General features: G+C 75.5%; 19 protein-coding genes. 8 read left to right on the top strand and 11 right to left on the bottom strand.

The features are described 5' to 3' along the window. The first annotated feature begins 333 nt into the window (after positions 1 to 333). The 7 genes from mvk (at position 334) to ACGFZL_RS30090 (ending at position 8030) form a co-directional block, all read left to right on the top strand. On the top strand, positions 334 to 1338 hold the full coding sequence (mvk, locus tag ACGFZL_RS30120) for a mevalonate kinase (RefSeq protein WP_393696479.1): 1005 nt from the start codon (positions 334 to 336) through the stop codon (positions 1336 to 1338). After that, complete coding sequence (gene mvaD, locus ACGFZL_RS30115) at positions 1331 to 2365, top strand: diphosphomevalonate decarboxylase (protein WP_393696477.1); 1035 nt, start codon at positions 1331 to 1333, stop codon at positions 2363 to 2365. The genes mvk and mvaD overlap by 8 nt, the downstream gene beginning before the upstream one ends. Next, positions 2362 to 3564, top strand: coding sequence for a phosphomevalonate kinase (locus ACGFZL_RS30110; protein WP_393696475.1), 1203 nt, complete (start codon positions 2362 to 2364; stop codon positions 3562 to 3564). Before mvaD ends, ACGFZL_RS30110 begins: the two co-directional genes overlap by 4 nt. Continuing rightward, positions 3561 to 4664, top strand: coding sequence for a type 2 isopentenyl-diphosphate Delta-isomerase (fni, locus tag ACGFZL_RS30105; RefSeq protein ID WP_393696473.1), 1104 nt, complete (start codon positions 3561 to 3563; stop codon positions 4662 to 4664). The genes ACGFZL_RS30110 and fni overlap by 4 nt, the downstream gene beginning before the upstream one ends. Then, complete coding sequence (locus ACGFZL_RS30100; protein ID WP_355176253.1) at positions 4661 to 5722, top strand: hydroxymethylglutaryl-CoA reductase; 1062 nt, start codon at positions 4661 to 4663, stop codon at positions 5720 to 5722. Before fni ends, ACGFZL_RS30100 begins: the two co-directional genes overlap by 4 nt. Before the next feature lie 2 nt (positions 5723 to 5724). Continuing rightward, positions 5725 to 6894 (top strand): hydroxymethylglutaryl-CoA synthase, encoded by a 1170-nt coding sequence (locus tag ACGFZL_RS30095; protein ID WP_355176254.1) that lies wholly within the window; start codon positions 5725 to 5727, stop codon positions 6892 to 6894. 122 nt (positions 6895 to 7016) lie between these two features. After that, positions 7017 to 8030 carry a ketoacyl-ACP synthase III gene (locus ACGFZL_RS30090; RefSeq protein WP_355176255.1) on the top strand — a complete coding sequence of 338 codons (1014 nt, stop codon included), beginning with the start codon at positions 7017 to 7019 and terminating at the stop codon, positions 8028 to 8030. Positions 8031 to 8096: 66 nt separating this feature from the next. Here the strand turns inward: ACGFZL_RS30090 and ACGFZL_RS30085 are convergent, their stop codons facing one another. The 11 genes from ACGFZL_RS30085 to ACGFZL_RS30035 all read right to left on the bottom strand — a co-directional run bounded on the left by ACGFZL_RS30085 (position 8097) and on the right by ACGFZL_RS30035 (position 21546). Continuing rightward, complete coding sequence (locus ACGFZL_RS30085; protein ID WP_355176256.1) at positions 8097 to 8396, bottom strand: DUF6059 family protein; 300 nt, start codon at positions 8394 to 8396, stop codon at positions 8097 to 8099. Between the two features lie 161 nt (positions 8397 to 8557). Then, a complete protein-coding gene (metK, locus tag ACGFZL_RS30080) occupies positions 8558 to 9781 on the bottom strand; it encodes a methionine adenosyltransferase (RefSeq protein ID WP_393696469.1) in 1224 nt (407 codons plus the stop codon). Between the two features lie 132 nt (positions 9782 to 9913). After that, on the bottom strand, positions 9914 to 13264 hold the full coding sequence (locus tag ACGFZL_RS30075; RefSeq protein WP_393696467.1) for a condensation domain-containing protein: 3351 nt from the start codon (positions 13262 to 13264) through the stop codon (positions 9914 to 9916). 190 nt (positions 13265 to 13454) lie between these two features. Next, entirely contained in the window at positions 13455 to 14408 is a 954-nt protein-coding gene (locus ACGFZL_RS30070; RefSeq protein ID WP_355176259.1) for an aromatase/cyclase, read from the bottom strand. Positions 14409 to 14658: 250 nt separating this feature from the next. Next, a complete protein-coding gene (locus ACGFZL_RS30065; protein WP_355176260.1) occupies positions 14659 to 15480 on the bottom strand; it encodes an AfsR/SARP family transcriptional regulator in 822 nt (273 codons plus the stop codon). Positions 15481 to 15722: 242 nt separating this feature from the next. After that, on the bottom strand, positions 15723 to 16559 hold the full coding sequence (locus tag ACGFZL_RS30060) for a BTAD domain-containing putative transcriptional regulator (RefSeq protein WP_393696464.1): 837 nt from the start codon (positions 16557 to 16559) through the stop codon (positions 15723 to 15725). A gap of 131 nt (positions 16560 to 16690) precedes the next feature. Next, on the bottom strand, positions 16691 to 17347 hold the full coding sequence (locus ACGFZL_RS30055) for a ScbR family autoregulator-binding transcription factor (RefSeq protein WP_393696462.1): 657 nt from the start codon (positions 17345 to 17347) through the stop codon (positions 16691 to 16693). A gap of 73 nt (positions 17348 to 17420) precedes the next feature. Continuing rightward, a complete protein-coding gene (locus ACGFZL_RS30050; RefSeq protein ID WP_393696509.1) occupies positions 17421 to 18953 on the bottom strand; it encodes an acyl-CoA carboxylase subunit beta in 1533 nt (510 codons plus the stop codon). 206 nt (positions 18954 to 19159) lie between these two features. Continuing rightward, a complete protein-coding gene (locus ACGFZL_RS30045; protein WP_355173996.1) occupies positions 19160 to 19351 on the bottom strand; it encodes an acyl-CoA carboxylase epsilon subunit in 192 nt (63 codons plus the stop codon). 185 nt (positions 19352 to 19536) lie between these two features. Next, positions 19537 to 20757 (bottom strand): cytochrome P450, encoded by a 1221-nt coding sequence (locus tag ACGFZL_RS30040; protein WP_393696460.1) that lies wholly within the window; start codon positions 20755 to 20757, stop codon positions 19537 to 19539. Positions 20758 to 20856: 99 nt separating this feature from the next. After that, complete coding sequence (locus ACGFZL_RS30035; protein WP_393696458.1) at positions 20857 to 21546, bottom strand: ScbR family autoregulator-binding transcription factor; 690 nt, start codon at positions 21544 to 21546, stop codon at positions 20857 to 20859. Positions 21547 to 21921: 375 nt separating this feature from the next. Here ACGFZL_RS30035 and ACGFZL_RS30030 point away from each other — a divergent pair, with 375 nt between their 5' ends. Further along, positions 21922 to 23856, top strand: coding sequence for an acyl-CoA dehydrogenase (locus ACGFZL_RS30030; protein ID WP_393696456.1), 1935 nt, complete (start codon positions 21922 to 21924; stop codon positions 23854 to 23856). Positions 23857 to 24074: the final 218 nt, after the last annotated feature.

The following is a 24074-nucleotide window of genomic DNA, read 5'->3' as shown; positions in this document are numbered from 1 at the left end:
GGGAAACCCCCGCACGCGCGCCGGCCCCGCACCCCCGCACGGGTGCGGGGCCGGCGCGCGTGCGTCTTTCGCCGTCTTTCGCCGAATGTTTTCCCATCACTTCCCTGAAAGGCTTGGCGCGGGGCGGCTTTTCGTGTCACTCTCTGGGTGTGCCACCCCTGCCCGAAAACCTTTGCAGGGAAGGGGGTCCGGGTTCCGCCGGGCTCCGCGGGATTTCCGCTCGAATTCTTCTCGATTCTTTCTCGACCCGCTCTCGGTCTCCGCTCGTCTCCCGTCGGAAATCGAGAAAGCGGGTCTTTCTCATCGCACACACGACAAGGGGAGCTGAGTGCGTTGACTCCACCGATCCCGGCGGCGGGAGTGTCGGCGAGCCCCTCGGTTCGTTCGGTCGGCACCGGCCGCGCCCACGCCAAGTCCATCCTGCTGGGAGAGCACGCGGTCGTCTACGGGGCGCCCGCGCTCGCCCTGCCGGTGCCGCAGCTCGCGGTCACCGCGAGCGCCGGCTGGTCGGCGCGTGCGACGGGCGAGAGCGGCGGCGTGTCCTTCACCCTGACCGGGTCCGCCGACCGGCGTCTGGCCGTGCGCGGGCCCGCGGGGCTGCGGCGGCTGGCCGCCGAGCTGCGGGCCGTGCTCGGCCTGGAGGGCGGGCCCGAGGCGGACGTCCTCATCGACGGGGCCATCCCGCCCGGCCGGGGCCTGGGCTCCAGCGCGGCCACCGCCCGGGCCGTCGTCCTCGCCCTGGCCGACCTGTTCGGCCGCCGCCTGTCCGAGGACGAGGTCTTCGCGCTGGTGCAGGCCGCCGAGGGCATCACCCACGGCCGTTCCAGCGGCGTCGACGCCCGGGCCGTCGGTGCGGGCGGGCCGCTGCTGTTCCGGGCGGGCGCCGCGCGGGAGCCGGCCGTCGGCGGCGACTTCCTGTTCGTCGTCGCCGACAGCGGGCAGACCGGCAGCACCAAGGAGGCCGTCGGCCTGCTGCGCACCGGTCTGGGGCGGCGGGCGGGAGCCGAGGACCGCTTCGTGGCGCGGGCCACCGACCTGACCGAGCAGGGCGTGCGCGCGCTGGCCGACGGCGCGCCGCACGCCCTCGGCCCCTGCCTGACGGCCTATCACCGGCTGCTCGGCGCGGCCGGGCTGAGCACCGAGCGGATCGAGGCGATGACCGGCGGCGCCCTGGACGCCGGCGCGCTGGGCGCCAAGCTCACCGGTGGCGGGCTGGGCGGCTGCGTGCTCGCGCTGACCGCGCCGCAGCGGGCCCGGGACGTCACCCGGGCCCTGCACGAGGCCGGCGCGGTGCAGACCTGGATCCTGCCGGTGCGCAGGTCGGCGCGCCATGGCTGAGCCGAGCACCGCGTCCCGGCCGGCCGCCGCGGCGGCGGCGGCGCGCGCCGGCGCCACCGCCGTCGCCCACCCGAACATCGCGCTGATCAAGTACTGGGGCAAGAGCGACGAGCGGCTGTTCCTGCCGCGCACCGACAGCCTGTCGATGACCCTGGACGTCTTTCCCACCACCACCCGGGTGACGGTGGACGCCGGCGCCGCCCAGGACACGGTCGTCTTCGACGGCCGCCTTGCCGGCGGCGAGCGGCTGCGGCGCATCACGGCCTTCCTCGACCTGGTGCGCCGGCAGGCCGGGCGCGCCGAGCGGGCGGTGGTGGTGACCCGCAACGCGGGGCCCACCGGGGCCGGGCTCGCCTCCTCCGCCAGCGGGTTCGCCGCCCTGGCGCTGGCCGCGGCCGGCGCCTACGGCCTCGCCCCGGACGCCCGGGCGCTGTCCCGGCTGGCCCGGCGCGGCTCGGGCTCGGCCTCCCGCTCCGTCTTCGGCGGCTTCGCCCTGTGGCACGCGGGCGCGGACGCCGACTCCTTCGCCGAGCCGGTCCCCGTCGCCGGCTCCCTGGAGCCGGCCCTGGTCGTCGCCGTCGTCGACGCGGGCCCCAAGGCGCTCTCCAGCCGCGAGGCCATGCGCCGCACCGTGGCCACCTCCCCGCTGTACGAGCCGTGGGCCCGCTCCAGCGGGCAGGACCTGGTGGAGATCCGGGCCGCGCTGGGCCGCGGCGACCTGGCGGCGGCCGGCGAGATCGCGGAGCGCAACGCGCTGGGCATGCACGCCACGATGCTGGCGGCGAGGCCCGCCGTGCGCTACTTCCGCCCGGCCTCGCTGACGGTCCTGGACCGGGTGGCCGCACTGCGCCAGGGCGGTGTCGGGGCGTGGGCGACGATGGACGCGGGCCCGAACGTCAAGGTGCTGTGCCACCGCGCGGACAGCGCCGTGGTCGCCGCCGCGCTGCGCGAGGCCGCCCCGGGCGCGGCGGTGCACGTCGCCGGGCCCGGCCCCGGCGCCCGCCTGCTGGACGGGGCCGGCCGATGAGCGCCACCCCCACCCCCTCCCCCGCCTGCCCCTCCCCCGCCCCCGTCCCCGCCGCCGTCCCCGCGGCCGCCGCCGTCCCCGCGGCCGGTGCCGGCGTGGCCCCGGTGGCCGGGTGCGAGGCGGTGGCGCGGGCGCCGGGCAAGCTGTTCGTCGCCGGTGAGTACGCGGTCGTCGAACCCGGCCGCCAGGCGCTCCTGGTGGCCGTCGACCGGTACGTCACCGTCCGTGTGCGCGCCGGCCGCGAGCCCGGCGTCGTGGTGCGCACCGACCTGCGCCCCGGCGCGGTGCGCCACCGCTGGCACGGTCAGCGCCTTCAGGGCGCCGGCGGCCGCATGCCGCACGTGCCGGCCGCGGTCGAGACGGTCGCCGCGCTGCTGCGCGAACACGGCCTGCCGGTGCCGGCGTTGAGCGTCTCGGTCACCAGCACGCTGCACGAGGGCGGCCGCAAGATCGGCCTGGGCTCCAGCGGGGCGGTGACCGTGGCGGTGGTCGAGGCCGTCGCCGCGCACTGCGGGCTCGCCCTGGACCGGGCGCAGCGGCTGCGGCTCGCGCTGGTCGCCGCCGCCCGGATCGACCCCGCCGGCTCCGGCGGGGACCTGGCCGCCGCCGCGTGGGGCGGCTGGATCGCCTACCGGGCGCCCGACCGCCGCCACGTGCGCGCCCTGGTGCGCCGCCACGGCGTGGGCGGGGCGCTGGCCGCGCCCTGGCCCGGCTTCTCGGTGCGGGCCGTGCCCGCGCCCGCCGGGCTGAGCCTTCAGGTCGGCTGGACCGGCAGCCCGGCCTCCACCGCCTCGCTCGTGGCCGGCCTGCACGCGAGCGGCTGGCGCGGCGGCGCCGCGCACGCGCGGTTCCTGCGCGCCAGCGACGCCTTCGTGGGGGGCGCCGTCACCGCCCTCAACGAGGGTGACGCGCCGGGCCTGCTGCACCAGGTCCGCACCGCCCGCAGCGAACTCGCCCGCCTGGACGAGGCGGTCGGCCTGGGCCTGCGCACGCCCGCCCTGGACGCCCTGTGCGAGGCCGCCGAGGCCGCCGGGGGCGCCGCCAAGCCCTCCGGGGCCGGCGGCGGGGACTGCGGGATCGCCCTGCTGGCGTCCGAGAACCCGCACGACATCGCATCCGTACACCGGCGGTGGACGGCGGCCGGGGTGCTGCCCTTGGCGCTGGCCCCGGCCCCGGCCACGGGAAGGACCGAGCAATGAGCAGCGCGCAGCGCAAGGACGACCACGTCCGGCTCGCCATGGAGCAGCAGCACGCCCGCGAGGCGGGCAGCCCGTTCGACGAGGTGGCGTTCGTCCACCACGCCCTGGCCGGCATCGACCGCGACGAGGTGTCGCTGGCCACCACGTTCGCCGGCATCACCTGGCGGGCGCCGCTCTACATCAACGCCATGACCGGCGGCAGCGCAAAGACCGGGGCGATCAACCGGGACCTGGCCACCGCCGCCCACGAGAGCGGCCTGGCCATCGCCTCGGGGTCGATGCACGCCTACTTCAAGGACCCCTCCTGCGCCGAGACCTTCCGGGTGCTGCGCACCCACAACCCGGGCGGGTTCGTGATGGCGAACGTCAACGCCACCGCGCGCGTGGACGACGTGCGCCGCGCCCTGGAACTGCTTCAGGCCGACGCGCTGCAGATCCACCTCAACACCGCGCAGGAGACGCCCATGCCGGAGGGCGACCGGTCCTTCGGCGCGTGGGCGGGGCAGATCGAGCGGATCGCCGCCGCCGTGGAGGTGCCCGTCATCGTCAAGGAGGTCGGCAACGGGCTGAGCCGGCAGACCGTCCGGGCGCTGGCCGGCCTCGGCGTGCGCGTCGCCGACGTCAGCGGCCGGGGCGGCACCGACTTCGCCCGCATCGAGAACGGCCGGCGCGCGCGCGGCGAGTACGGCTACCTGCACGGCTGGGGGCAGTCCACGCCCGCCTGCCTGCTGGACGCGCTGGACGCGCCGCTGCCCCTGCTGGCCTCCGGCGGGGTGCGCCACCCGCTCGACGTGGCCCGCGCGCTCGCGCTGGGCGCGTCGGCCGCCGGGTCCTCCGGCCACTTCCTGCGCACCCTGCTGGACGGCGGCGAGCGCGGCGTCGAGGCGCTCGTCGCGGAGCTGACCGGCTGGCTCGACCAGCTCGCCGCCCTGCAGACCATGCTCGGCGCGCGCACCCCCGCCGACCTCGCCCACTGCGACGTGCTGGTGGGCGGGTCCCTGCGCGACTTCTGCGCCGACCGCGGCATCGACACCCGCCGGCTCGCCCAGCGGGCCGGCTCCATCGACACCCTCCACGAGATGACGGGACGCACACCATGACCGAACCGCACGCGATCGCCGGCGTCCCGATGCGCTGGGTCGGCCCCCTGCGCGTCACCGGGAACGTCGCGACCACCGAGACACAGGTGCCGCTGGCCACCTACGAGTCGCCGCTGTGGCCCTCGGTGGGCCGCGGGGCGAAGGTGTCGCGGCTGGCCGAGCAGGGCATCGTCGCCACCCTGGTGGACGAGCGGATGACCCGCTCGGTGCTGGTCGAGGCGAGGGACGCGGCGACCGCGCTGGCCGCCGCGCGCAGCATCGAGGCCCGCATCGAGGAGCTGCGCGAGGTGGTGCGCGGCTGCAGCCGCTTCGCGTCGCTCCTGGGGGTGCGCCACGAGATCAACGCCAACCTGCTGTTCGTCCGCTTCGAGTTCGCCACCGGCGACGCCTCCGGGCACAACATGGCCACCCTCGCCTCCGACGCGCTCCTGGCCCACCTGCTGCGCACGATTCCCGGCATCTCCTACGGGTCGATCTCCGGCAACTACTGCACCGACAAGAAGGCCACCGCCGTCAACGGCATCCTGGGCCGGGGCAAGAACGTCGTCGCCGAACTCCTCGTCCCCCACGACGTGGTGCGCGACGTGCTGCACACCACGGCCGCCAAGGTCGCCGAGCTGAACGTGCGCAAGAACCTCCTGGGCACCCTGCTGGCCGGCGGGATCCGCTCCGCCAACGCCCACTTCGCCAACATGCTCCTCGGCTTCTACCTGGCCACCGGCCAGGACGCGGCGAACATCGTCGAGGGCTCCCAGGGAGTCGTCGTCGCCGAGGACCGCGACGGCGACCTCTACTTCGCCTGCACCCTGCCCAACCTGATCGTGGGCACCGTCGGCAACGGCAAGGGCCTCGGCTTCGTCGAGACGAACCTGAACCGGCTGGGCTGCCGGGCGGCCGGCGAGGTCGGCGCGAACGCCCGCCGGCTCGCCGTCCTGGCCGCCGCCACCGTCCTGTGCGGCGAGCTGTCGCTGCTGGCGGCCCAGACGAACCCGGGCGAACTGATGCGCGCCCACGTTGAGTTGGAACGCGACCACCACACGGCAAAGGTTGGTGCATAGCCATGTCCCCCTCCATCGGAATCCACGACCTGTCGTTCGCGACCGCCGAGTTCGCCCTCGCGCACACCGCGCTGGCCGCCCACAACGGCACCGACATCGGCAAGTACCACCGGGGCATCGGCCAGGAGTCGATGAGCGTGCCCGCGGCCGACGAGGACATCGTCACCATGGCCGCCTCGGCCGCCGCGCCCGTCATCGCCCGGCACGGCAGCGAGCGGATCCGCACCGTCGTCTTCGCCACCGAGTCCTCCGTCGACCAGGCCAAGTCGGCCGGCGTGTGGGTGCACTCGCTGCTCGGACTGCCCTCCGCGACCCGGGTCGTGGAACTCAAGCAGGCCTGCTACGGGGCGACGGCCGCCCTGCAGTTCGCCATCGGCCTGATCCGCCGCGACCCCGCCCAGCAGGTCCTCGTCATCGCCGCCGACGTCTCCAAGTACGACCTGGACAGCCCCGGCGAGGCCACCCAGGGCGCCGCCGCGGTGGCCATGCTGGTCTCCCAGGACCCGGCGCTGGTGCGCATCGAGGACCCCTCCGGCCTGTTCACCGCCGACGTCATGGACTTCTGGCGGCCCAACTACCGCGACGCGGCCCTCGTCGACGGCCAGGAGTCGATCGGCGCCTACCTCCAGGCCGTGGAGGGCACCTGGAAGGACTACACCGAGCAGGGCGGGCGCGCCCTGGAGGAGTTCGCCGCGTTCTGCTACCACCAGCCGTTCACGAAGATGGCCCACAAGGCCCACCGCCACCTGCTCGAGTACGCCGGCGCCGACGCCGGCCCCGAGCGCGTCGCCCGCGACATCGGCCACACCACCGCCTACAACACGCTCATCGGCAACAGCTACACCGCCTCCCTCTACCTGGGCCTGGCCGCCCTCCTCGAGCAGGGCGGCGACCTGGCGGGCAGGCCGGTCGGCTTCCTGAGCTACGGCTCCGGCAGCGTCGCGGAGTTCTTCGCCGGGACCGTCGTGGCCGGCTACCGCGGGCACCTGCGCACCCGCGCGCACCAGGAGGCCATCGCCCGGCGCCGGCCCCTCACCTACGCCCGCTACCGCGACCTGCACGAGCGGCGCCTGCCCGCCGACGGCGGCGAGCACGCCACCGAACGGCAGACCACCGGCCGCTTCCGGCTGGCCGGCGTCAGCGGCCACAAGCGCCTCTACCAGACCAACTGACCCCGCCCCTCGAAAGAACTGCCCCCGTCGAAAGAAGAGGGGGCCGCCGCTCCCGCGCGGGCCGGGGGCAGCCCCCGGCCCCGGCCCGCATCCACCCACCACGCGAAGGGGAGGGCAGCCGCATGGACGACGCCACGATCCACCGCCCGGGCAGCCCCATCAGGGACGTCCGGATCGTCGGCACGGGCGCCCATGTGCCCGACCGGGTCGTCTCCAACGACGAGGTCGGCCGCCCGGCCGGCGTCGACGACGCCTGGATCACCCGCAAGACCGCGATCCGCGAACGCCGCTGGGCCGCCGCCCATGAGGCGACGTCCGACCTGGCCACGGCGGCGGCACGGGCCGCGATGCGCGCGGCCGGCATCACCGCCGAGCAGCTGTCCGTGATCGCGGTCGCCACCTCCACCCCGGACCGGCCGCAGCCGCCGACGGCGGCCTACGTGCAGCAGAACCTCGGCGCCTCGGGCACGGCCGCCTTCGACGTCAACGCGGTCTGCTCCGGCACCGTGTTCGCGCTGTCCGCGGTCGGCAGCGTCATCCTGCGCCGCGGCGGCTACGCCCTGGTCATCGGCGCGGACATCTACTCGCGCATCCTCGACCCGGCCGACCGCAGGACCGTGCCGCTGTTCGGGGACGGCGCCGGCGCGCTGGTACTGGCCCCGGCCACCAGCGGGCCGGTGGTGCGCCACGTCGCGCTGCACTCCTTCGGCCGGCTGTCGGGCCTGATCCAGGTGCCCGCCGGCGGCAGCAGGCAGCCGCTGGACCAGGCCGGCCTGGACGCCGGCGCGCAGTACTTCGCGATGGAGGGGCGCGAGGTGCGCCGCTTCGTGGTCGAGCAGCTGCCGCAGCTGACCAAGGAGTTCCTGCACGAGGCCGGGGTGGAGGGCGCCGACATCAGCCACTTCGTGCCGCACCAGGCCAACGGCGTCATGCTGGACGAGGTCTTCGCCGAACTGCCGCTGCCCCGCGCCACGATGCACCGCACGGTGGACCGCCTGGGCAACACCGGGGCCGCGTCCATCCCCATCACCCTGGACGCGGCGGCCCGCGCGGGCTCCTTCACCCCCGGCGAGCTGGTCCTGCTGGCCGGGTTCGGCGGCGGCATGGCCGCCAGCTTCGCCCTCGTGCAGTGGTGAGAGGCCGCGGCGGCGCCGGGACACGGCCGGCGCCGCCGCGGTACACGGGGCGGGCCGGCCGCCCGGTCAGCTCTCGCGCCGGCGCGGGCGGGCCGGGGCCGGCCACACCTCGCCGGCCAGGGCGCGCTCCAGCTCCGACAACGGCACCTCGGCGCACAGCCGTTCGGGATGCCCGGGCGGCGGCCCGCCCACGCCCGGGCCCAGCGACGCGAGATGCGCGCGGGAGCCGGGACGGGGCGCGAACGCGGCCTCCAGCGCCTCCCCGCCGATGTACATGGCGCCGAAGGACATCAGGGACCGCCCGAAGGGCCACAGGCAGCGCTCCAGCACGAGCCACCGGGCGCCGCGCGCCAGCCGCCTCATCATCGCCCCCGCCCTCCCCGCCACACACCCCCGCCCGCGCGGTCGCGGCCGTGTTCTCGTCCCGGTGAGCGTGTCAACGGCGGCTTGGGGACCGGTGGAGAGCCGGTGGCGCCCGGCCCGGCCCCCGCGAAGGGCCGGGCGCGGGGGTCAGCGGCCCGCGGGGGTCAGTGGCCCGCGGCGCTCCGGAGCCGGTCGGCGCGGTCGGTGCGCTCCCAGGTGAAGTCGGGCAGCTCGCGGCCGAAGTGCCCGTAGGCGGCCGTCTGCGCGTAGATGGGGCGCAGCAGGTCGAGGTCGCGGACGATCGCGGCCGGGCGCAGGTCGAAGACCTCCCGGACGGCCCGGGAGATCCGCTCCTCGTCGACCGTGTTCGTGCCGAACGTCTCGACGAACAGGCCCACCGGCTCGGCCCGGCCGATCGCGTAGGCGACCTGGACCTCGCAGCGCGAGGCGAGGTGTGCGGCGACGACGTTCTTGGCGACCCAGCGCATCGCGTAGGCCGCCGAACGGTCCACCTTGGAGGGGTCCTTGCCGGAGAAGGCGCCGCCGCCGTGGCGGGCGTAGCCCCCGTAGGTGTCGATGATGATCTTGCGGCCGGTCAGGCCCGCGTCGCCCATCGGGCCGCCGATCTCGAAGCGGCCGGTGGGGTTGACCAGCAGCCGGTAGCCGTCGGTGTCCAGTTTGATGCCGTCGGCGGCGAGCCGGGCCAGCACGTGCTCGACGACGTGCTCGCGGATGTCGGGGGCCAGCAGCGTGTCCAGGTCGATGTCGCCGGCGTGCTGGGAGGAGACGACGACGGTGTCCAGGCGCACCGGGCGGTGCCCGTCGTACTCGATGGTGACCTGGGTCTTGCCGTCGGGGCGCAGGTAGGGGACGGTGCCGTCCTTGCGGACCTGGCTCAGGCGGCGGGCCAGGCGGTGCGCCAGCTCGATGGGCAGCGGCATCAGGTTCGGTGTCTGGTCGCAGGCGTAGCCGAACATCAGGCCCTGGTCGCCGGCGCCCTGCCGGTCGAGGCCGTCCCCCTCCCCCGCGTCCCCGACGGCCGGGGTGTGCCGCCCGGGGGCGGCGTCGACGCCGCGGGCGATGTCGGGCGACTGCGCGCCCAGGGAGACGGAGACGCCGCAGGACGCGCCGTCGAAGCCCTTGCGGGAGGAGTCGTAGCCGATGTCGAGGACCGCCTCGCGCACGAGCTGCGCGATCGGCGCGTAGGCGGTGGTGGTGACCTCGCCGGCGATGTGCACCTGACCGGTGGTGATCAGGGTCTCCACGGCCACCCGGGCGCCGGGGTCCTGGCGCAGCAGCGCGTCCAGGATCGTGTCGCTGATCCGGTCGGCGATCTTGTCGGGGTGTCCCTCGGTCACGGACTCCGAGGTGAACAGGCGGCGTGACATGGCACTCCAGTGGTAGCGCGGGCCCGGCACGGGCCACGAACGTGGACAGGGCCCGGTGGCCCGTGCCACGGCCACGATGCAGGCCCGCGCACGAAGACGGCTCGAACAGCGACGGACCCCCCGGGAGGGGGGTCAGGGGCGGTGCGGGGCGGGCTCGCGCAGGGCGCGGGCGAGGTCCTGGGCCCGGCGCGCGGGGTCCGCCCCGGCGGCGGCGAGCACCACCCGCGGCGGGCGGGCGGCGCCGCCGGCGGCCAGGCGCCAGGCCAGTTCGCAGGCGGCGGCGCCCGCGCCGGAGAACCCGGCCAGCAGCAGGGGGCCGCCGCCCGCCCGGGCGGCCAGGGCCGCCGCGACCGCGTCGGCGCCGGCCCCGGCGGCGGGCACGAGCAGTTCCTCGGGGCCGGTGTGGGCGCCGGCCAGCAGGTCGTAGCAGGTGTGCGGGGCGCCCGGCGGCGGCACGAGGCAGACCACGCCCGCCCCGGGCGCGCGCGCCGGGCGCAGGGGCACCAGGACCGGGTGTGCGGCGGGACGCGCCATGTAGGGCACGGCGGCGCCGTCGAGGAGGGCGAGGGCCTGGGCGACGGTCGTGGAGCGTCCCGCCCGCGCGGGCAGCCGGCGCAGCAGCAGGGCGCACTGGGCGAGGAGTTCGCCGGCCGCCCCGGCGTCGAGCAGCGCGCAGTCGTGCACCGCGGTCAGCACCAGGGCGCCCGCGTCGTCGTGGCGGGCGAGCAGTTCGAGGGGCGCCGGCGCGCGGGCGGGCACGGTGAGCGGGAAGCGGGCCGCAAGGCCCTGGGCCGCCAGGTCGGCCTCCAGGCCCCGCACCGGGTGCGGGGGGTCCTCGAAGACGACGACGGTGTCGGCGTCGGCGGTGCCGGCGGCGGCGGTGTCGGCGTCGGCGGTGTCGGGGGGCGGCGCCCAGGACCGGATCCGGGCGGCCGGCAGCCACTCGTAGGCCGCCAGGTCCAGGGACCGGTCGCGCAGGTGGCGCAGCAGGTCCACCAGGGGCCGGGCGGGGTCCACCGTCACGGACACCGGCAGCGTGTTGCGCAGGGGGCCGAGCAGCAGGAAGGCGCCCTCCAGTGCGATGCCGCGCCCGGGGACGGTCACCGCGAAGCGGACCGGGGCCGGGCCGGGCGCGCCGCGGGCGCGGTGGATCAGCAGGGCCCAGGCCGCGTGCAGGACGCTGCTCGCGGTGACGCCCCACCTCGCCGCCCAGCGTGCCAGGCGGTCGGTCTCCGCGCGGCTCAGGCGCAGCCGGACCCGGCCGGTGCCGGGCGGGCCGGGCGGGTGGCCGGCCCCGGTGTCCCGGCCGGGCCACCGGGCCGCGGCGGGCGGCGGCGCGGTGCGCGCCCACAGGGCGCGGGCGGGGGCCGGGTCCTGGGCGGCGAGCCACCGGCTGTAGTCGCCGAGGTCGGGGCGGCGTTCGCCGCCGGGCAGGGCGCCGCCGGCGAGGTAGGCGCGGTAGAACGCGCGCAGCAGCAGCGCCGCGCTCCAGTGGTCCAGCAGGGCGCGGTGGTAGGTGAGCACGATCCGGGTGGGCGGGGCGGGGCCGGCGTCCGGCGGGTCCGGTGTGGTGAGCACGGTCAGGCGCAGCGCGCCGGGGCGGCGCAGGTCGAAGCCGCGCCGGCGGTCCTGGGCGAGGAAGGTGGAGAGGCCGTCGCCGCGCCCGGTGTGCCGGTCGATGGCGGGGGCGGTCCGGTGGTGCAGGAGCAGGCGCGGGGGCGCGGTGGCGGTGAACGCCGTGCGCAGCACCGTCTCGCAGTCGTGGACCGACTGCCAGGCGGTGCGGAAGCGGGCGGGGTCGAAGGGCCCGTGCCACATCCACACGATCTGCTCGACGTGGTGGCCGCTGCCGGGCCGCGCCTGCTCGCGTGCGAGGAGGGCCGCCTGCTGGGGGGTGGCGGCCACCAGCGCCGGGGCGGGGGCGCCGGCCGCGGCGGCCAGTTCCGCCAGCACGGCGCGCAGCAGGCCGCGCAGGGCGCTCACGGTGGCCCGGGTGACGCCCCGGGCCGGGTCGGGGTGCCAGTCGAAGGCGAAGCGCAGGCGGCCGGCGGCGGGGGTGACCCGCACCCGCAGGCGGTGCGGGTGGGGGCCGTGTGCGCCGGGCACGGGGCGGGCGGCGGCGGGCATCGCGGGGGCGGGGGCGTCCAGGGCCAGGCAGACGGTGGCGGGCGGCAGGCCGCGCAGGGCGGCGCGCAGCAGCGGGTCGGGGCTCCACTCGCGGCAGGCCCCGAACCCGGCGCCGCCCGCCACGCCGCCCTCGCCGGCCGCCACCTGCCCGGCCAGGAGGGTGAGCTGGCCGTACGCGTCGGGGGCGGGGTCGAGGTGGAGGCGGACCGGGTGGACGTCGGCGAGGCGGGCCACCAGGCGGCGCAGCGCGGGGCGGTCGGCGCGGGGGTCGGCGTGGACGTCGAAGGCGGGCTCGGTGGTGTGCCGCCAGCGGGCCAGGGCCAGGGCGAACGCCCCGGTCAGCACCTGCCCGGCGGTCAGTGCCAGCCGCTCGCCCAGGGTGCGGGTGATCCGCTCGGTGTCCGCCCGGTCCAGGGTGAAGCCCGCCTGCCGGCGGCGGGCCGCAGTGGGCGGCGCCGGCGCGGTGGTGTCGGTGCCCGGTGTTCCCGGGCGGGCCAGGCGGCTCCAGTGCCGTGCCTCGGCCGGGTCCCGGGCCGCGGCGCGCAGTGCGTCGGCCCAGGCGGCCAGCCCGTCCGCCCCTTCCCGCGCTTCGGGCGCTTCGGGCGGGGGTGTGCCGTGGGAGGGGCGCGGGCGGGTGACGGGCCGGCCGGCGGCCGCTTCCAGGGCGGTGGTCAGGTCGGTGAGCAGGGTGTGCCAGGAGGCGGTGTCCACGGCCAGGCGGTGGGCGACGAGGGCGAGCCGGTCGGTACGGGTCCCGCCCCGGTGGTCGGCGGCGAGCACGGCCCGCACCTGGATCCCGGCGCCGGCGTCGAGGGTGCGGGCGGCGCGGGCGACGGCGGCGGTGAAGGCGGCCTCGTCGGTGAAGCGCGCGGTGGCCAGCACGTCGCCGTGGGCCGGGGCGGCGCCGGGTGCGCTGGCGCGGCGGGCGGCCAGGTGCCCGCCCGCCGGGTCGGGGCGGGAGGCCAGCTGGGGGTGGACGGCCAGGACGGCGCGCAGCGCCTCGCGGACGGTGGCGGTGTCCTGGGGGGCGGCGAGGTCGACGTACCACGCCTCGTGGCCGGCGCCCGCGGGGTCGTCGGCGGCGGCGAGCACCGCGCACTGGGCGGGCAGGAGCGGGCGGTCGCCGGGGCAGGCCTCGGTGAGCAGGTCGGCGAGGCGGCCCGCCACGCGGGCCGCGCCGTCCCCGTGCGCGCTGAACGCGAGCGTGTGGTGGCCGGGTGTGTGCCGCACCGGCCGGTGCCAGCGCACGGGCGGGCGGGCGGGTCCGGTGGCGAGGTGGTCGAGGACCTGGTGCAGGGCGGTGAGGTCGAGGGGTCCGCGGACCTCGATGCGGTGGGAGCCGGCGGGCGGTGGCACGGGGCCCAGGCTCACGTGCACCGTGGTGCGGGAGGCGGGCGGGCCGGGGGCAGGAGGGGTCATGGTGTGTCGGGGGCGTGCTCTTCGCTGCGAGCGGTGCGCTCCCCCGCTTCCCCCCTTTCTCCTTTCCTGGTCGGCGCTGTGCGGCGGGCGGCGGTGCGCGGGCGGGCGGTGGGCGGCGCGGTGGCCCTCACAGCATGCGCACGCCGTTCTCGGCGTGGGTCCTGGCGTGGGCGAGCAGCACCCGGGCGTTGCGGCCGATCTCCTCGCGCACGTGGCGGCGGGCGGCGGCCAGGGTGGCGTGCTCGCCCAGTTCCGCGGCGAGGTGCTCCTCGCGCAGCAGGGCGCTGTGCCGGGCGGTGACGGTGACGCCCCGTCCGTCGGGGACCACGGACCACTCGCCGACGTGCGCCGCGAGCAGTGGTGAGGGGGTGGTCTCCTTGTAGACGACGCGTTCGGCGTGCGGGAAGCAGACCCGGACCGAGGTGAGGGTGCGGGTGCCGTACTCGGTGCGGGTCTGCGTGCTCAGGTGCTGGACGCCCGGGGTGTCCTCGGTGAGGTCGACGCGGGTGATGTGCGGAACCAGTTCGGGCCAGTCGCCGGCCCGGTAGAGGAAGTCGTAGACGAGTTCGGCGGGCCCGTCGACGTGCAGCGAGTCCTCGAAGGTGAGCATGAGGTCGTCCAGGCGCGGCCAGCGTTCGGCGACGGTCTTGAGGCCGTCGAGCTGCGCGGTGGTGTTGAGGTCGACGGCGCGTTCGGCCCGCGCCCGCTGCCCGCCCGGGGGGCCCGCGGTGGTGAGGTCGTAGCCGAGCTCGATCTCGCAGGCGCCGGGGCCCCGCTCGTGGATCTGGACGAGGCCGCCCATGGAATGCAGCGGGGCGGCGGGCAGTTCCTGACGGAACTCCATGCGGTGGTGCACCGGGTCGAGGCGGCGCCACGATATCCATGAGGTGAGCCGGCCGCCCAGAAGGGACCACATCAGCATGCGCTGGCGTTCTCCCTCGGCGTCCAGAGTTTCCACGTGAACGCTCGGGGAGAAGAAGAGCGGCCAGTTCTCCGCGTCGGCGAGCAGGGCGTACACCACGCCCGCGGGTGCGGATACCCGAATTCTCTTCGTCGACCGCTTTGTGCCGTCGGCTGACATCCTCACACCTCTCCCCTGCCCGTGCCCATTCATCGTGATCATTCCAGGCAGCGGGTCGAGGAGTGCTCGTGTGCGAGCGGAGTCCCGGCTCCCGCCGCCCGCCGGCCCCCGCGCGGCGGTGGGGCGAGCATCGCCCGCCGGCCTCGCACACGGCTCGCGGGCGGGTGGAGGATCCACCCGCCCCGCGCCCGGCCCCGGCCGGGCGGCCCTGGCCGCCCCGAGTACGGCGAAGCCCCCGCTCCGGCCGGCCTCAGGCGGCGTACAGGTCGAACGTCGAGCTGCGCCGGGTGCCGGCGACGACGTCGAGCTGCGGGTCGACGGAGAGCATGGCCTGGTGCAGGCGCTGCACCTGCGGTGAGGGCTCGACGCCGAGTTCCTCGATCAGGCGGATGCGCAGCCGGCGGTAGACGGCGAGGGCGGACGCCTGGCGGCCCGAGCGGTACAGGGCGACCATGGCCTGCGAGTGCAGGCCCTCGTGCTGGGGGTGGCGGGCGGTCAGTTCGGCGAGTTCGGCGATGAGTTCGGAGTGCCGCGCGAGGCGCAGGTCGGCGTCGATGCGGCGCTCCACGGTGCCCAGTCTGCTCTCCTCCAGGCGCATGACCTCGATCTGCAGGATCGGTCCGACGCGCACGTCGACCAGGGCGGGTCCGCGCCACAGGTCCAGGGCGGTGCGGAAGCGGTCGGCCGAGGTCTGGTCGTCGCCCTCCTCGTAGGCCGCCCGGCCCTCGGTGACCAGCCGCTCGTAGGTGTGCACGTCCACGCTCTCCTGCGGTATCTGCAGGAGGTAGCCGCCGTGCCGGGTGGCGAGGACCTCCTTGGCCGCGCCGGGGGCGTCGGGTCCCATCGCCGTGCCCAGGCGTCTGCGCAGTTGCAGGACGTAGGTCTGCAAGGTGGTGAGGGCGCTCTGCGGCGGCTCCGTCCCCCAGATCTCCTCCATGAGCATGGGGACGGGTATCACCCGGCCCGGATGGAGGGCGAGCAGGGAAAGAATCTGCCGCGGTTTCCCGGCTGTCGGGACGATCGATCCTCCGTTGACCTCGGCGCTCAACGGACCCAGAACCTGTATCTTCACCGCTCTCCTCCGTACCTCGTCGAGTTCCTCTCGTGGCCAGAATTCCGTCACCGGCAGCACAGTAGCCGGATTCACGCCACGCCCTACTTCCCTCGACCAGGGCTTGAGGAGGTTTCCACCGGTCGTACGGAGCGCCATTTGATCCGTACCCGCAACGTCGTGAAATCGGCGGGAATAATCACGGCCGTATTCCGGTGACGGGTGGAAAAGCAAAAGGCCAGAAGGCCGGACGGCCGGACGGCTCAGCTGGTGGGCAGGAGCCGCTCGCGGCCCGGGCCGGGCGCGGGCGCCGCGGCGCTCTCGGGGTGGGCGGTGAGGATGAACCACTGCAGGCGCTGCAGCGCCGCCGACGGCTCCAGGCCAAGGTCCTTGACGAGCAGGGTGCGCAGGCGCTGGTAGGTCTCCAGCGCCTCGCCGCGGCGCCCCGAGCGGTACAGGGCGAGCATGAACTGGGCGTGCAGGGTCTCGTGGGTGCGGTAGCGGTTGACCAGGACGGTCAGTTCGGCCAGCAGCTCGCGGTGGCGCCCCAGCCTGAGGTCGGCCTCGATGCGCTGGTCCAGCGCGCACAGCCGGCTCTCCTCCAGGCGTTTGACCTCCATCTGGAGCTGCGGGCCGGCCTGCACGTCGGCCAGCGCGGTGCCGGTCCACAGGGCCAGCGCCTCGCGCAGCTGGCGGGCGGCGCCGGGGAAGTCGCCCGCGTCCATCGCCCGGTAGCCGGTGCCCGACAGGCGCTCGAAGGCGCGCACGTCGCTGCCGCCGCCGCCGGCGGCCAGCAGGTAGCCGCACGGCATGGTGACCAGGACGTCCTTGGCGGTGCGCGGCGCGCCGGCCGCGCCGGCGTCGCGGGCCAGCGCGGCGGCGATGAGCTCGCGCAGCTGCAGCACGTAGGTCTGCAGGGTGGTGCGGGCGCTGCGCGGCGGGGTCTGGCCCCACAGCTCGTCGGTCAGGGTGGCCACCGGCACCACGCGGTCGGCGTGCAGCGCGAGGAGCGCGAGCACCTGGCGCGGCTTGGGGGCCGTCGGCGTGATGGAGGCCCCGTTCTCCTGTACGGCCAGTGCGCCGAGTACCTCGATGTCCACGCGGTCTCCCCCAGTTCGTGCCGGATGCCGCGGCTCGGGTGGAGAGCCGCTGCGGATGCCGGTTCGGCGCCATGGGCCAGAGTAAAAACAGCACACACGGTCTGTCAATAGAAAACCGCACAACCCGTATGTTACGTGCCGGGGGTGTTCCGTTGCAGGTCAGAGGGGGTGTGCGGGCCGGATCCGGCGCTCACCAGCCGTTCCAGTTCCCGGTGGTGGGCGAGGTGCGGCAGGATCACCTCCCACATGCGGGTGACATGGTGGCGCGAGAGCCAGGTGGCGTCGTCGCCGCCGAGGACCTCCAGGCCGGCGGTGGCGGCGACGATCACCCGGGCGCCGTCGGCCCAGGAGGCCCCGCGGGCCAGCACGCCGTCGCGCTCGGCGGAGCGCAGGGTCTGCTCGACCCACTGCCGCCACTGCGCGCGCAGTGAGATCCCGTCCCGGTGGGAGCGGTCCCCGGACAGCTCGAACCCGCCGCGGACCACGACGTCGTGGGCGAGCGCGTCCATCAGCTGGTGGGTGGCGTCCACCACCGTCTGCAGCGGGCCGCGGTGCGCGGCGCGCGCGGCGTCGGTGAGCGCGCGCAGCCGCTGGGCGGCCTCGTCCTGCACCGCCGCCGCGAGCGCGCTCTTGTTCGCGAAGTGGAAGTGGAGCGCGCCGTTGCTGACGCCCGCCCGCGCGCTGATGGTGCTCAGCGACGCCGTCGCGAAGCCTTCGTCGGCGAAGACCCGGGCGGCGGCGCGGATGAGCGCGCTGCGGGTGCGGGCCGCCCGCTCCTGTTTGACCATGGGTGCTCTCCTGGGGGCCGGGCCGCAGGGGGGCCGGCGCGGGCCGGCCCCTGCGGCCCCGTCAGCGGTGGTGCTACTGGGGCGGGTTGCCGTGCTTGCGCGAGGGGAGGTCGGCGTGCTTGCTGTGCAGCATCGCCAGTGAGGCGATGAGGACGTGGCGGGTGTCGGCGGGGTCGATGACGTCGTCGACCAGGCCGCGCTCGGCGGCGTAGTAGGGGTGCATCAGCTCGGCCTTGTACTCCTTGACCATGCGGGTCCGCATGGCCTCGGGGTCGGCGGCCTCGGCGATCTGCCGGCGGAAGATGACGCCCGCCGCGCCCTCGGCGCCCATCACGGCGATCTCGTTGGTCGGCCAGGCGTAGGTGAGGTCGGCGCCGATGGACTGGGAGTCCATGACGATGTAGGCGCCGCCGTACGCCTTGCGCAGGATCAGGGAGATGCGCGGCACGGTGGCGTTGCAGTAGGCGTAGAGCAGTTTGGCGCCGTGGCGGATGATGCCGCCGTGTTCCTGGTCGACGCCGGGCAGGAAGCCGGGGACGTCCAGGAGGGTGACGATCGGGATGTTGAAGGCGTCGCACATCTGCACGAAGCGGGCGGCCTTCTCGCTGGCCTCGATGTCGAGGACGCCGGCCAGGGCCTGCGGCTGGTTGGCGATGATGCCGACGACCTGGCCGTCCAGGCGGGCCAGCGCGCAGATGATGTTGTGGGCCCAGCGCTCGTGGACCTCCAGGTACTCGCCGTGGTCGACGATCTCCTCGATGACCTTGGTCATGTCGTAGGGGCGGTTGCCGTCGGCGGGGACCAGGTCGAGGAGGGTGTCCGAGCGGCGGTCGGCGGGGTCGTCGCTCTCCTGGCGCGGGGGGTTCTCCCGGTTGTTCTGCGGGAGCAGGGAGAGGAGGTAGCGGACCTCGGCGAGGCAGGTCTCCTCGTCGTCGTAGGCGAAGTGGCAGACGCCGGAGGTCTCGGCGTGCACGTCGGCGCCGCCCAGGCCGTTCTGGGTGATCTCCTCGCCGGTGACCGCCTTGACGACGTCGGGTCCGGTGATGAACATCTGCGAGGTCTCGCGGACCATGAACACGAAGTCGGTGAGGGCGGGACTGTAGGCCGCGCCGCCCGCGCACGGGCCGAGCATCACCGAGATCTGCGGGATGACGCCGGACGCCCTGGTGTTGCGCTGGAAGATGCCGCCGTAGCCGGCCAGCGCGGAGACGCCCTCCTGGATGCGGGCGCCGGCGCCGTCGTTCAGGGAGACCAGCGGCGCACCGGCCGCGATGGCCATGTCCATGATCTTGTGGATCTTCGTGGCGTGCGCCTCGCCCAGCGCGCCGCCGAAGATGCGGAAGTCGTGGGCGTAGACGAAGACCGTGCGGCCCTCCACCGTGCCCCAGCCGGTGACCACACCGTCCGTGTACGGCTTCTTCGCCTCCAGGCCGAACCCGGTGGCCCGGTGCCGGCGCAGCTGCTCGACCTCGTGGAAGGACCCCGCGTCCAGCAGCAGCTCGATGCGCTCGCGGGCGGTCAGCTTGCCCTTGGCGTGCTGCGCCGCCGTGGCCTTCTCGCCCGGTCCGGCCAGGGCCTGCGCACGGATCCCGTGCAGTTCGGCCACCCGTCCGTGCAGGCCGGCCGGGCCCTGATCGACGGGCGCGGGAGCGGTTGTCATCGCCATGCCAGGTCCCTTCTGGGGGCGGGGCCGTCGCGGGGCTCCGCCTCAGGTCCATGCCCAGAGTAACAAACCGCGCACGCGGTTTACAGTCTGGGGGTGTGTGCGGCCGGGGTGGGTGCGGGGCTGGGGAGGGGCGGGGCCGGCCGGGGTCAGCGCCAGCTGTCGGGGGCGCGGTACTCCCGCGTCCGGCGCCATCCGCCGGGCGGGGCGGGCGGCGGGCCGTCGGGGCGGCGTGTGTTGCCGGCTGCGCGCAGCGCGAGGAGGACGGCGGTGAGCGCCGCGAGTTCGTCCGCCCGGGGCCGTCCGCGTGTCACGCGCAGCACCGGCCTGCCCTCGCCCATGGCCCCACATCCCTTCGCAGCCTGTTGGGGGATACGGTCGGCCGGGCGGCTCAAGAGACGATCTCGCGCGGCTTGACACCGGCTCGGGGGCCGGTGCGCGCGCCGGTGCGGGGGCCGGGTGCGGGCGCGGCGCGGGCCCCGGGGCCGGGCGGGCCGCGGGGTCCGTGGTGGGGGGGCGGGCGGGGTCAGTGCAGCAGGACGGGCAGTTCCCGGTAGCCGTTGATCATGATGGAGGCGAGCGGGGCGAGGCCGGCGGCCGGGGCGGCGGGCCGCAGGCGGGGGAAGCGGGCGAAGAGGGCGGGCAGGGCGACGCCGAACTCGACCGCGGCCAGCGGCGCCCCCAGGCACCGGTGGACCCCGACCCCGAAGCCGAAGCTGTCCCGGTCGGTGCGCAGCAGGTCGAACTCGTGGGCGTGCGTGCCGAAGCGGGCGGGGTCGAGGCCGGCGGCGGCGAAGGAGACGAGGATCGCGTCGCCCTTCTTGATCAGCACGCCGTCCAGGTCGATGTCCTCGACGGCGAAGCGCATGGGCGAGTAGGCGCCGGGGCTGTGGGTGCGCATCGTCTCGGCCATCACCTCGTTCCATCCCGCCCGGCCCGCGCGCACGTGGGCGAGCTGGTCGGGGTGGGCCAGCAGCGCGGCCACGGCGTTGGTGATCAGCGTGCTGGTCGTCTCCTGGCCGCCGGCTATCAGCAGGTTGAGGCTGCCGAGCAGCTCCTCCTCGCTGAGCCGGTCGCCCTCGTCGCGGGCGGCGATCAGCGCGGAGGTCAGGTCGTCGCCGGGCCGGGCGCGCTTGCGCACCACGAGGTCGGCCAGCAGCTGGAAGACCCGGGCCTGGGCCCGGGCCATCTCCGGGGCCGGCACCGAGGTGCCGAACACGGTCTCCATGGCGCCGCAGACCTCCTCGCGGTCCTCGCCGCCGATGCCGAACAGCTCGCAGATCACCCGCATCGGCAGCAGCTTGGCGAACGCCCCGCGCAGTTCGACGGTCTCGTCCGCGGGGCGGGCCGCGAGGTCGTCGAGGAGCTCGGCGGTGATCGCCGCGACGCGCGGGCGCAGCGCCTCGGAGCGGCGGGCGGTGAACGCGGCGGCCACCAGGCGTCTGAGCCGGGCGCGCCGGTCGCCGTAGGTGAAGAGCATGTTCTCGTTGGCCACCCAGGGGTAGAGCGGCCATTGCTCGGTGATGCGGCCCTCGATGAACGCGGGCCAGTGCAGCCGGGCGTCCTTGGACACCCGCGGGTCGAGCAGCAGCTTTCTGACCTGCTGCTCGCCCACCACGGCCCAGGCGGGCACGGCGCCGGGCAGTTCGACCTGCACGGCGGGGCCCCGCTCGCGCAGCATCGCGGCCTCGCCGGCGAGGTCGCGGGCGGCGACGTCCATCCGGTAGGGGCAGGAGGAAGTGGTCACGGGTGCGCTCCATCCGGTCGGTTGCCTGCTGATGCGTGCGGGGGGCGCGGGCCCCCTGCCGTCCTTGCCCGCTTGCATGAGCGCTGCGCGGCGGGTGCCTCAGACGCCCACGGCGCTCTCCTGCGCGGCGCTGCGCGCCTGCATGACCGCCGCGTACACCTGCCGGCCCCGCTCCTCGGTGAAGTCGAGCCGGACGAGGACGCCGGGCACGGTGGCGGCGCTGAGCACGTAGGTGTAGAGCTCGCAGACCCGGCGCAGCATGTCGGTGCGGCCCTCCAGGATGTTCGAGAGCATCTGGACGCCGGTGAAGGCGCCCGTGGAGAGCCGGGCGAGGGCGTCGAGGTCGACGTGCGGCAGCAGCTCGCCGGCCTCCCTGGCCTGGGCGAGCAGCGAGCGGGTGTAGTCGACCCACATCCGCATCGGGACCTTCTGGTCGAGTCCCGCCGCGCCGACGGCCGGGTCGATGGTGAGGCTCACGCTGCCGCGGATGATGGGGTCGCCCGTCTCCTTCTGCAGCAGCTGGGTCAGGAGCAGGGCCTCGTCGACCACCTGCTGCAGCTTCAGCTGCGGCACCGGCACCGGGGGCAGGGCCCGCACCTGCTCGTCGAGGACGGCCTGGGCGAGGACCTCCTTGGACGTGAAGTGGAAGTAGAGCGCACCCTTGGTCACACCGGCCTCTTTGAGGATCTCCGCGATGGTGGCCGCGTCGTAGCCGACGCTGTCGAACACCTTCGCGGCGGCGACCAGGATGGCCTGCCGCGTCCGGATGGCCCGATCCTGCCGCGCCACAACGCACCTCCACACCGTTCGGGGGACCCGCTCTTCGCCGGCCGGAAAAAAACCGACGGGTTCTGATTCTAGTGACCCCGCCGGGCCGGCCTCCTCGTCCTCCCCCGCTGCCGGGCGCTGCGACGCCCGCCACCCGGACAATAAAACCTTCTGACCGGTTTTTCAAGGGGTGCGGGCCGGCCGCCGGCCGCCCGTGCGGCGGGCGTGTGAGCGGGGGATGGGGCTGTTCTGTCCCGTCTCACGCGGAATCCGATCATCCGAAAACGGGGGGTCCGGCGTTTCGTGAAAGGCTTGAAAAAGAACCGGTGAGTTTGTATTTTTTTGGCCTGCACCCCCTCCCCCCCACATCAAAAACCCCACTTTGCGGAGAGGGCCATGACCCTGCTGACGATGCAGAGCCGGACTTCCGGGCTGGACGACGCCGTGGAAGCCGTTCCCCGCTGGAGCACCACCAGCGAACTGACGCACCAACTGTTCGACGGGCACGAACGCGGTCACCTGCACGGAACCTGGCGCGCACTCATCGGCGACGAGGTGTTCCGCTACCGTCCGGGGCTCACCTCCGACCAGCGCATCGCGGAGAGCTACGCGCGGCTGAAGCTGGTCAACGCCTGCCTGGACAGCCCGGTCTCGCTGGCCCGCGACCCGCGCATGCTGGCCAGCCTGCACGAGTGGACGGGGGTCGTGGACGGGGCGCTGGGCACGCTGGCCGGCATCCACTACAACCTCTTCCTCGGCAGCCTCCTCGACCACGACGGCGGTGAGCCGCGCGACCTGGAGGAGTTCACCTCGATGCGGCGCACGGGGACGTTCCTGTGCACCGAGATCGACCACGGCAACGACGCGGCGGCCCTGCAGACCACCTGCGAACTGGACCGCTCCACCGGCGGGTTCGTCCTGAACACGCCGACGCCCGGCGCGCAGAAGTTCATGCCGAACACCAGCCTGATCGGCGGGCCCAAGAGCGGGACGGTGGCCGCCCGGCTGCTGGTCGACGGCGTGGACCACGGCGTGTGCCTGTTCCTGGTGGCGCTGACCGACGAGGACGGCCCGCGCCCGGGGGTCTTCGTGCGCCCGCTGCCCGAGCGGGTCGGCGCCCCCGTCGACCACTGCCTGACCGCCTTCCACCAGGTGCGCCTGCCCCGCGAGGCGCTCCTGGAGGGCGAGCACGGCCGGCTCTCGGAGGCGGGGTTCACCAGCAGCGTGGGCAACCCGCGCAAGCGTTTCCTGCACGCCATCCAGCGGGTCACCTGGGGCAAGCTGTGCATGAGCGGCGCCGCGGTCGGGCTCTCCCGGGCCGCCCTGGCCATCGCCGTGCGCCGCGCCCACCTGCGCACCATCAGCGGCCCGCGGGCCGGGGTGCGGGTGCCGCTGGCCGCCCACCGCAGCCACCACGGCCGGCTGCTCAAGGGCGTCGCCGCCACCTACGCCATGACCTTCCTGCACCGGGCGGTCCTCGCGCGCAGCGTCGCGCACGCCCCCGACGAGCGCGAGGAGGTGGAGCGGCTCATCGCCATCGCCAAGGGCTGGATCACCTGGCGCAGCCGGGAGGTCACCGTCGAGTGCCGCGAGCGCTGCGGGGCGGGCGGGCTCTTCTCCCTCAACGTCCTGGCCGACCTCACCCAGAACCTGGAGGGCACCATCACCGCGGAGGGCGACAACCTCGTGGTGTGGGCCAAGGCCGCCGCGGAGATGATCTTCGGGTACCAGGCGCCGGGGGCGGCGGCCGCCGCGGGAGCCGCGGGAGCCGCGGGAGAGGGGCACCGGCCGCTGAGCGAGCTGTCCCACCTGCGCGACCTGCTCGCCGAGGTGGAGCGCCTGTGGCAGGCACGGGCCCGCACCGCGCTGCGCACCGGCCCCTCCGGCAACCCGCTGGCCCGCTGGAACGTCGCCTCCAGCGCGGGGATCGAGATGGTCCGCGCCCACGCCCGGCTCCAGGCCGCCGACGCCTTCCTCGCCGCGATCGCCGGCACGGCGTGGCCGCAGGCCCGCGCCCTGCTGGAGGACCTGTGCCGGCTGTTCCTGCTGGACGAGCTGAGCGGGCACACCGGCGACCTGCTGGCCGAGAACCGGATGACGCCCGCCCAGGTCCGCGAGCTGCCGCTCGCCGTCGACGCGCTGATGGAGCGCCTCGCACCCGAACTGGCGCTGCTGGTCGACGCGTTCGACCTGCCCGAGGCGTTCCTCGCCCGGGTCCCGCTGGCCGGCGGCGCCCCCTCGCTGATGCTCGACGAGTTCCTGGCCGCACCCGTGCGCACGCCCGCGCCGCACAGACCCGGCGTGCCCGCGCCCGGCAGACCCCAGCCCTGAGCGGCCCCGGCACGCTCAGGGCCGCCACCGCCCCACCGGTATGACGGGCGGGAGGGACCGCCGCACCGGTGGGACGGGCCCGGGGGGCGTTGCGCCGGTGGGACGGGCCCGGGGGGGCGTCCCGCTGGTGGGGCGGACCCGGGGGGGGGGACGTCGCGCTGGTGGGGCGTCGCACCGGTGAGACGGGCCCCGGGGGGGGCGTCGCGCTGATGGGGCGG

The organism is Streptomyces sp. NPDC048182 (genome assembly GCF_043202555.1).
In the GTDB taxonomy this organism is placed as follows: Bacteria; Actinomycetota; Actinomycetes; order Streptomycetales; family Streptomycetaceae; genus Streptomyces.
Note: the sequence above shows the minus strand (reverse complement) of the source record. Positions and strands in the feature narration are given on the sequence as shown.

Excerpts from the sequence above, each read along its gene's own strand:
- ACGFZL_RS30095 (WP_355176254.1), top strand. The coding sequence starts at position 5,725 with ATGTCCCCCTCCATCGGAATCCACGACCTGTCGTTCGCGACCGCCGAG.
- ACGFZL_RS30045 (WP_355173996.1), bottom strand. The coding sequence starts at position 19,351 with ATGGGCGAGGGCAGGCCGGTGCTGCGCGTGACACGCGGACGGCCCCGG.
- ACGFZL_RS30110 (WP_393696475.1), top strand. The coding sequence starts at position 2,362 with ATGAGCGCCACCCCCACCCCCTCCCCCGCCTGCCCCTCCCCCGCCCCC.
- ACGFZL_RS30090 (WP_355176255.1), top strand. The coding sequence starts at position 7,017 with ATGGACGACGCCACGATCCACCGCCCGGGCAGCCCCATCAGGGACGTC.
- ACGFZL_RS30055 (WP_393696462.1), bottom strand. The coding sequence starts at position 17,347 with ATGGTCAAACAGGAGCGGGCGGCCCGCACCCGCAGCGCGCTCATCCGC.
- fni (WP_393696473.1), top strand. The coding sequence starts at position 3,561 with ATGAGCAGCGCGCAGCGCAAGGACGACCACGTCCGGCTCGCCATGGAG.
- ACGFZL_RS30070 (WP_355176259.1), bottom strand. The coding sequence starts at position 14,408 with ATGTCAGCCGACGGCACAAAGCGGTCGACGAAGAGAATTCGGGTATCC.
- ACGFZL_RS30085 (WP_355176256.1), bottom strand. The coding sequence starts at position 8,396 with ATGATGAGGCGGCTGGCGCGCGGCGCCCGGTGGCTCGTGCTGGAGCGC.
- ACGFZL_RS30030 (WP_393696456.1), top strand. The coding sequence starts at position 21,922 with ATGACCCTGCTGACGATGCAGAGCCGGACTTCCGGGCTGGACGACGCC.
- mvaD (WP_393696477.1), top strand. The coding sequence starts at position 1,331 with ATGGCTGAGCCGAGCACCGCGTCCCGGCCGGCCGCCGCGGCGGCGGCG.
- ACGFZL_RS30100 (WP_355176253.1), top strand. The coding sequence starts at position 4,661 with ATGACCGAACCGCACGCGATCGCCGGCGTCCCGATGCGCTGGGTCGGC.
- metK (WP_393696469.1), bottom strand. The coding sequence starts at position 9,781 with ATGTCACGCCGCCTGTTCACCTCGGAGTCCGTGACCGAGGGACACCCC.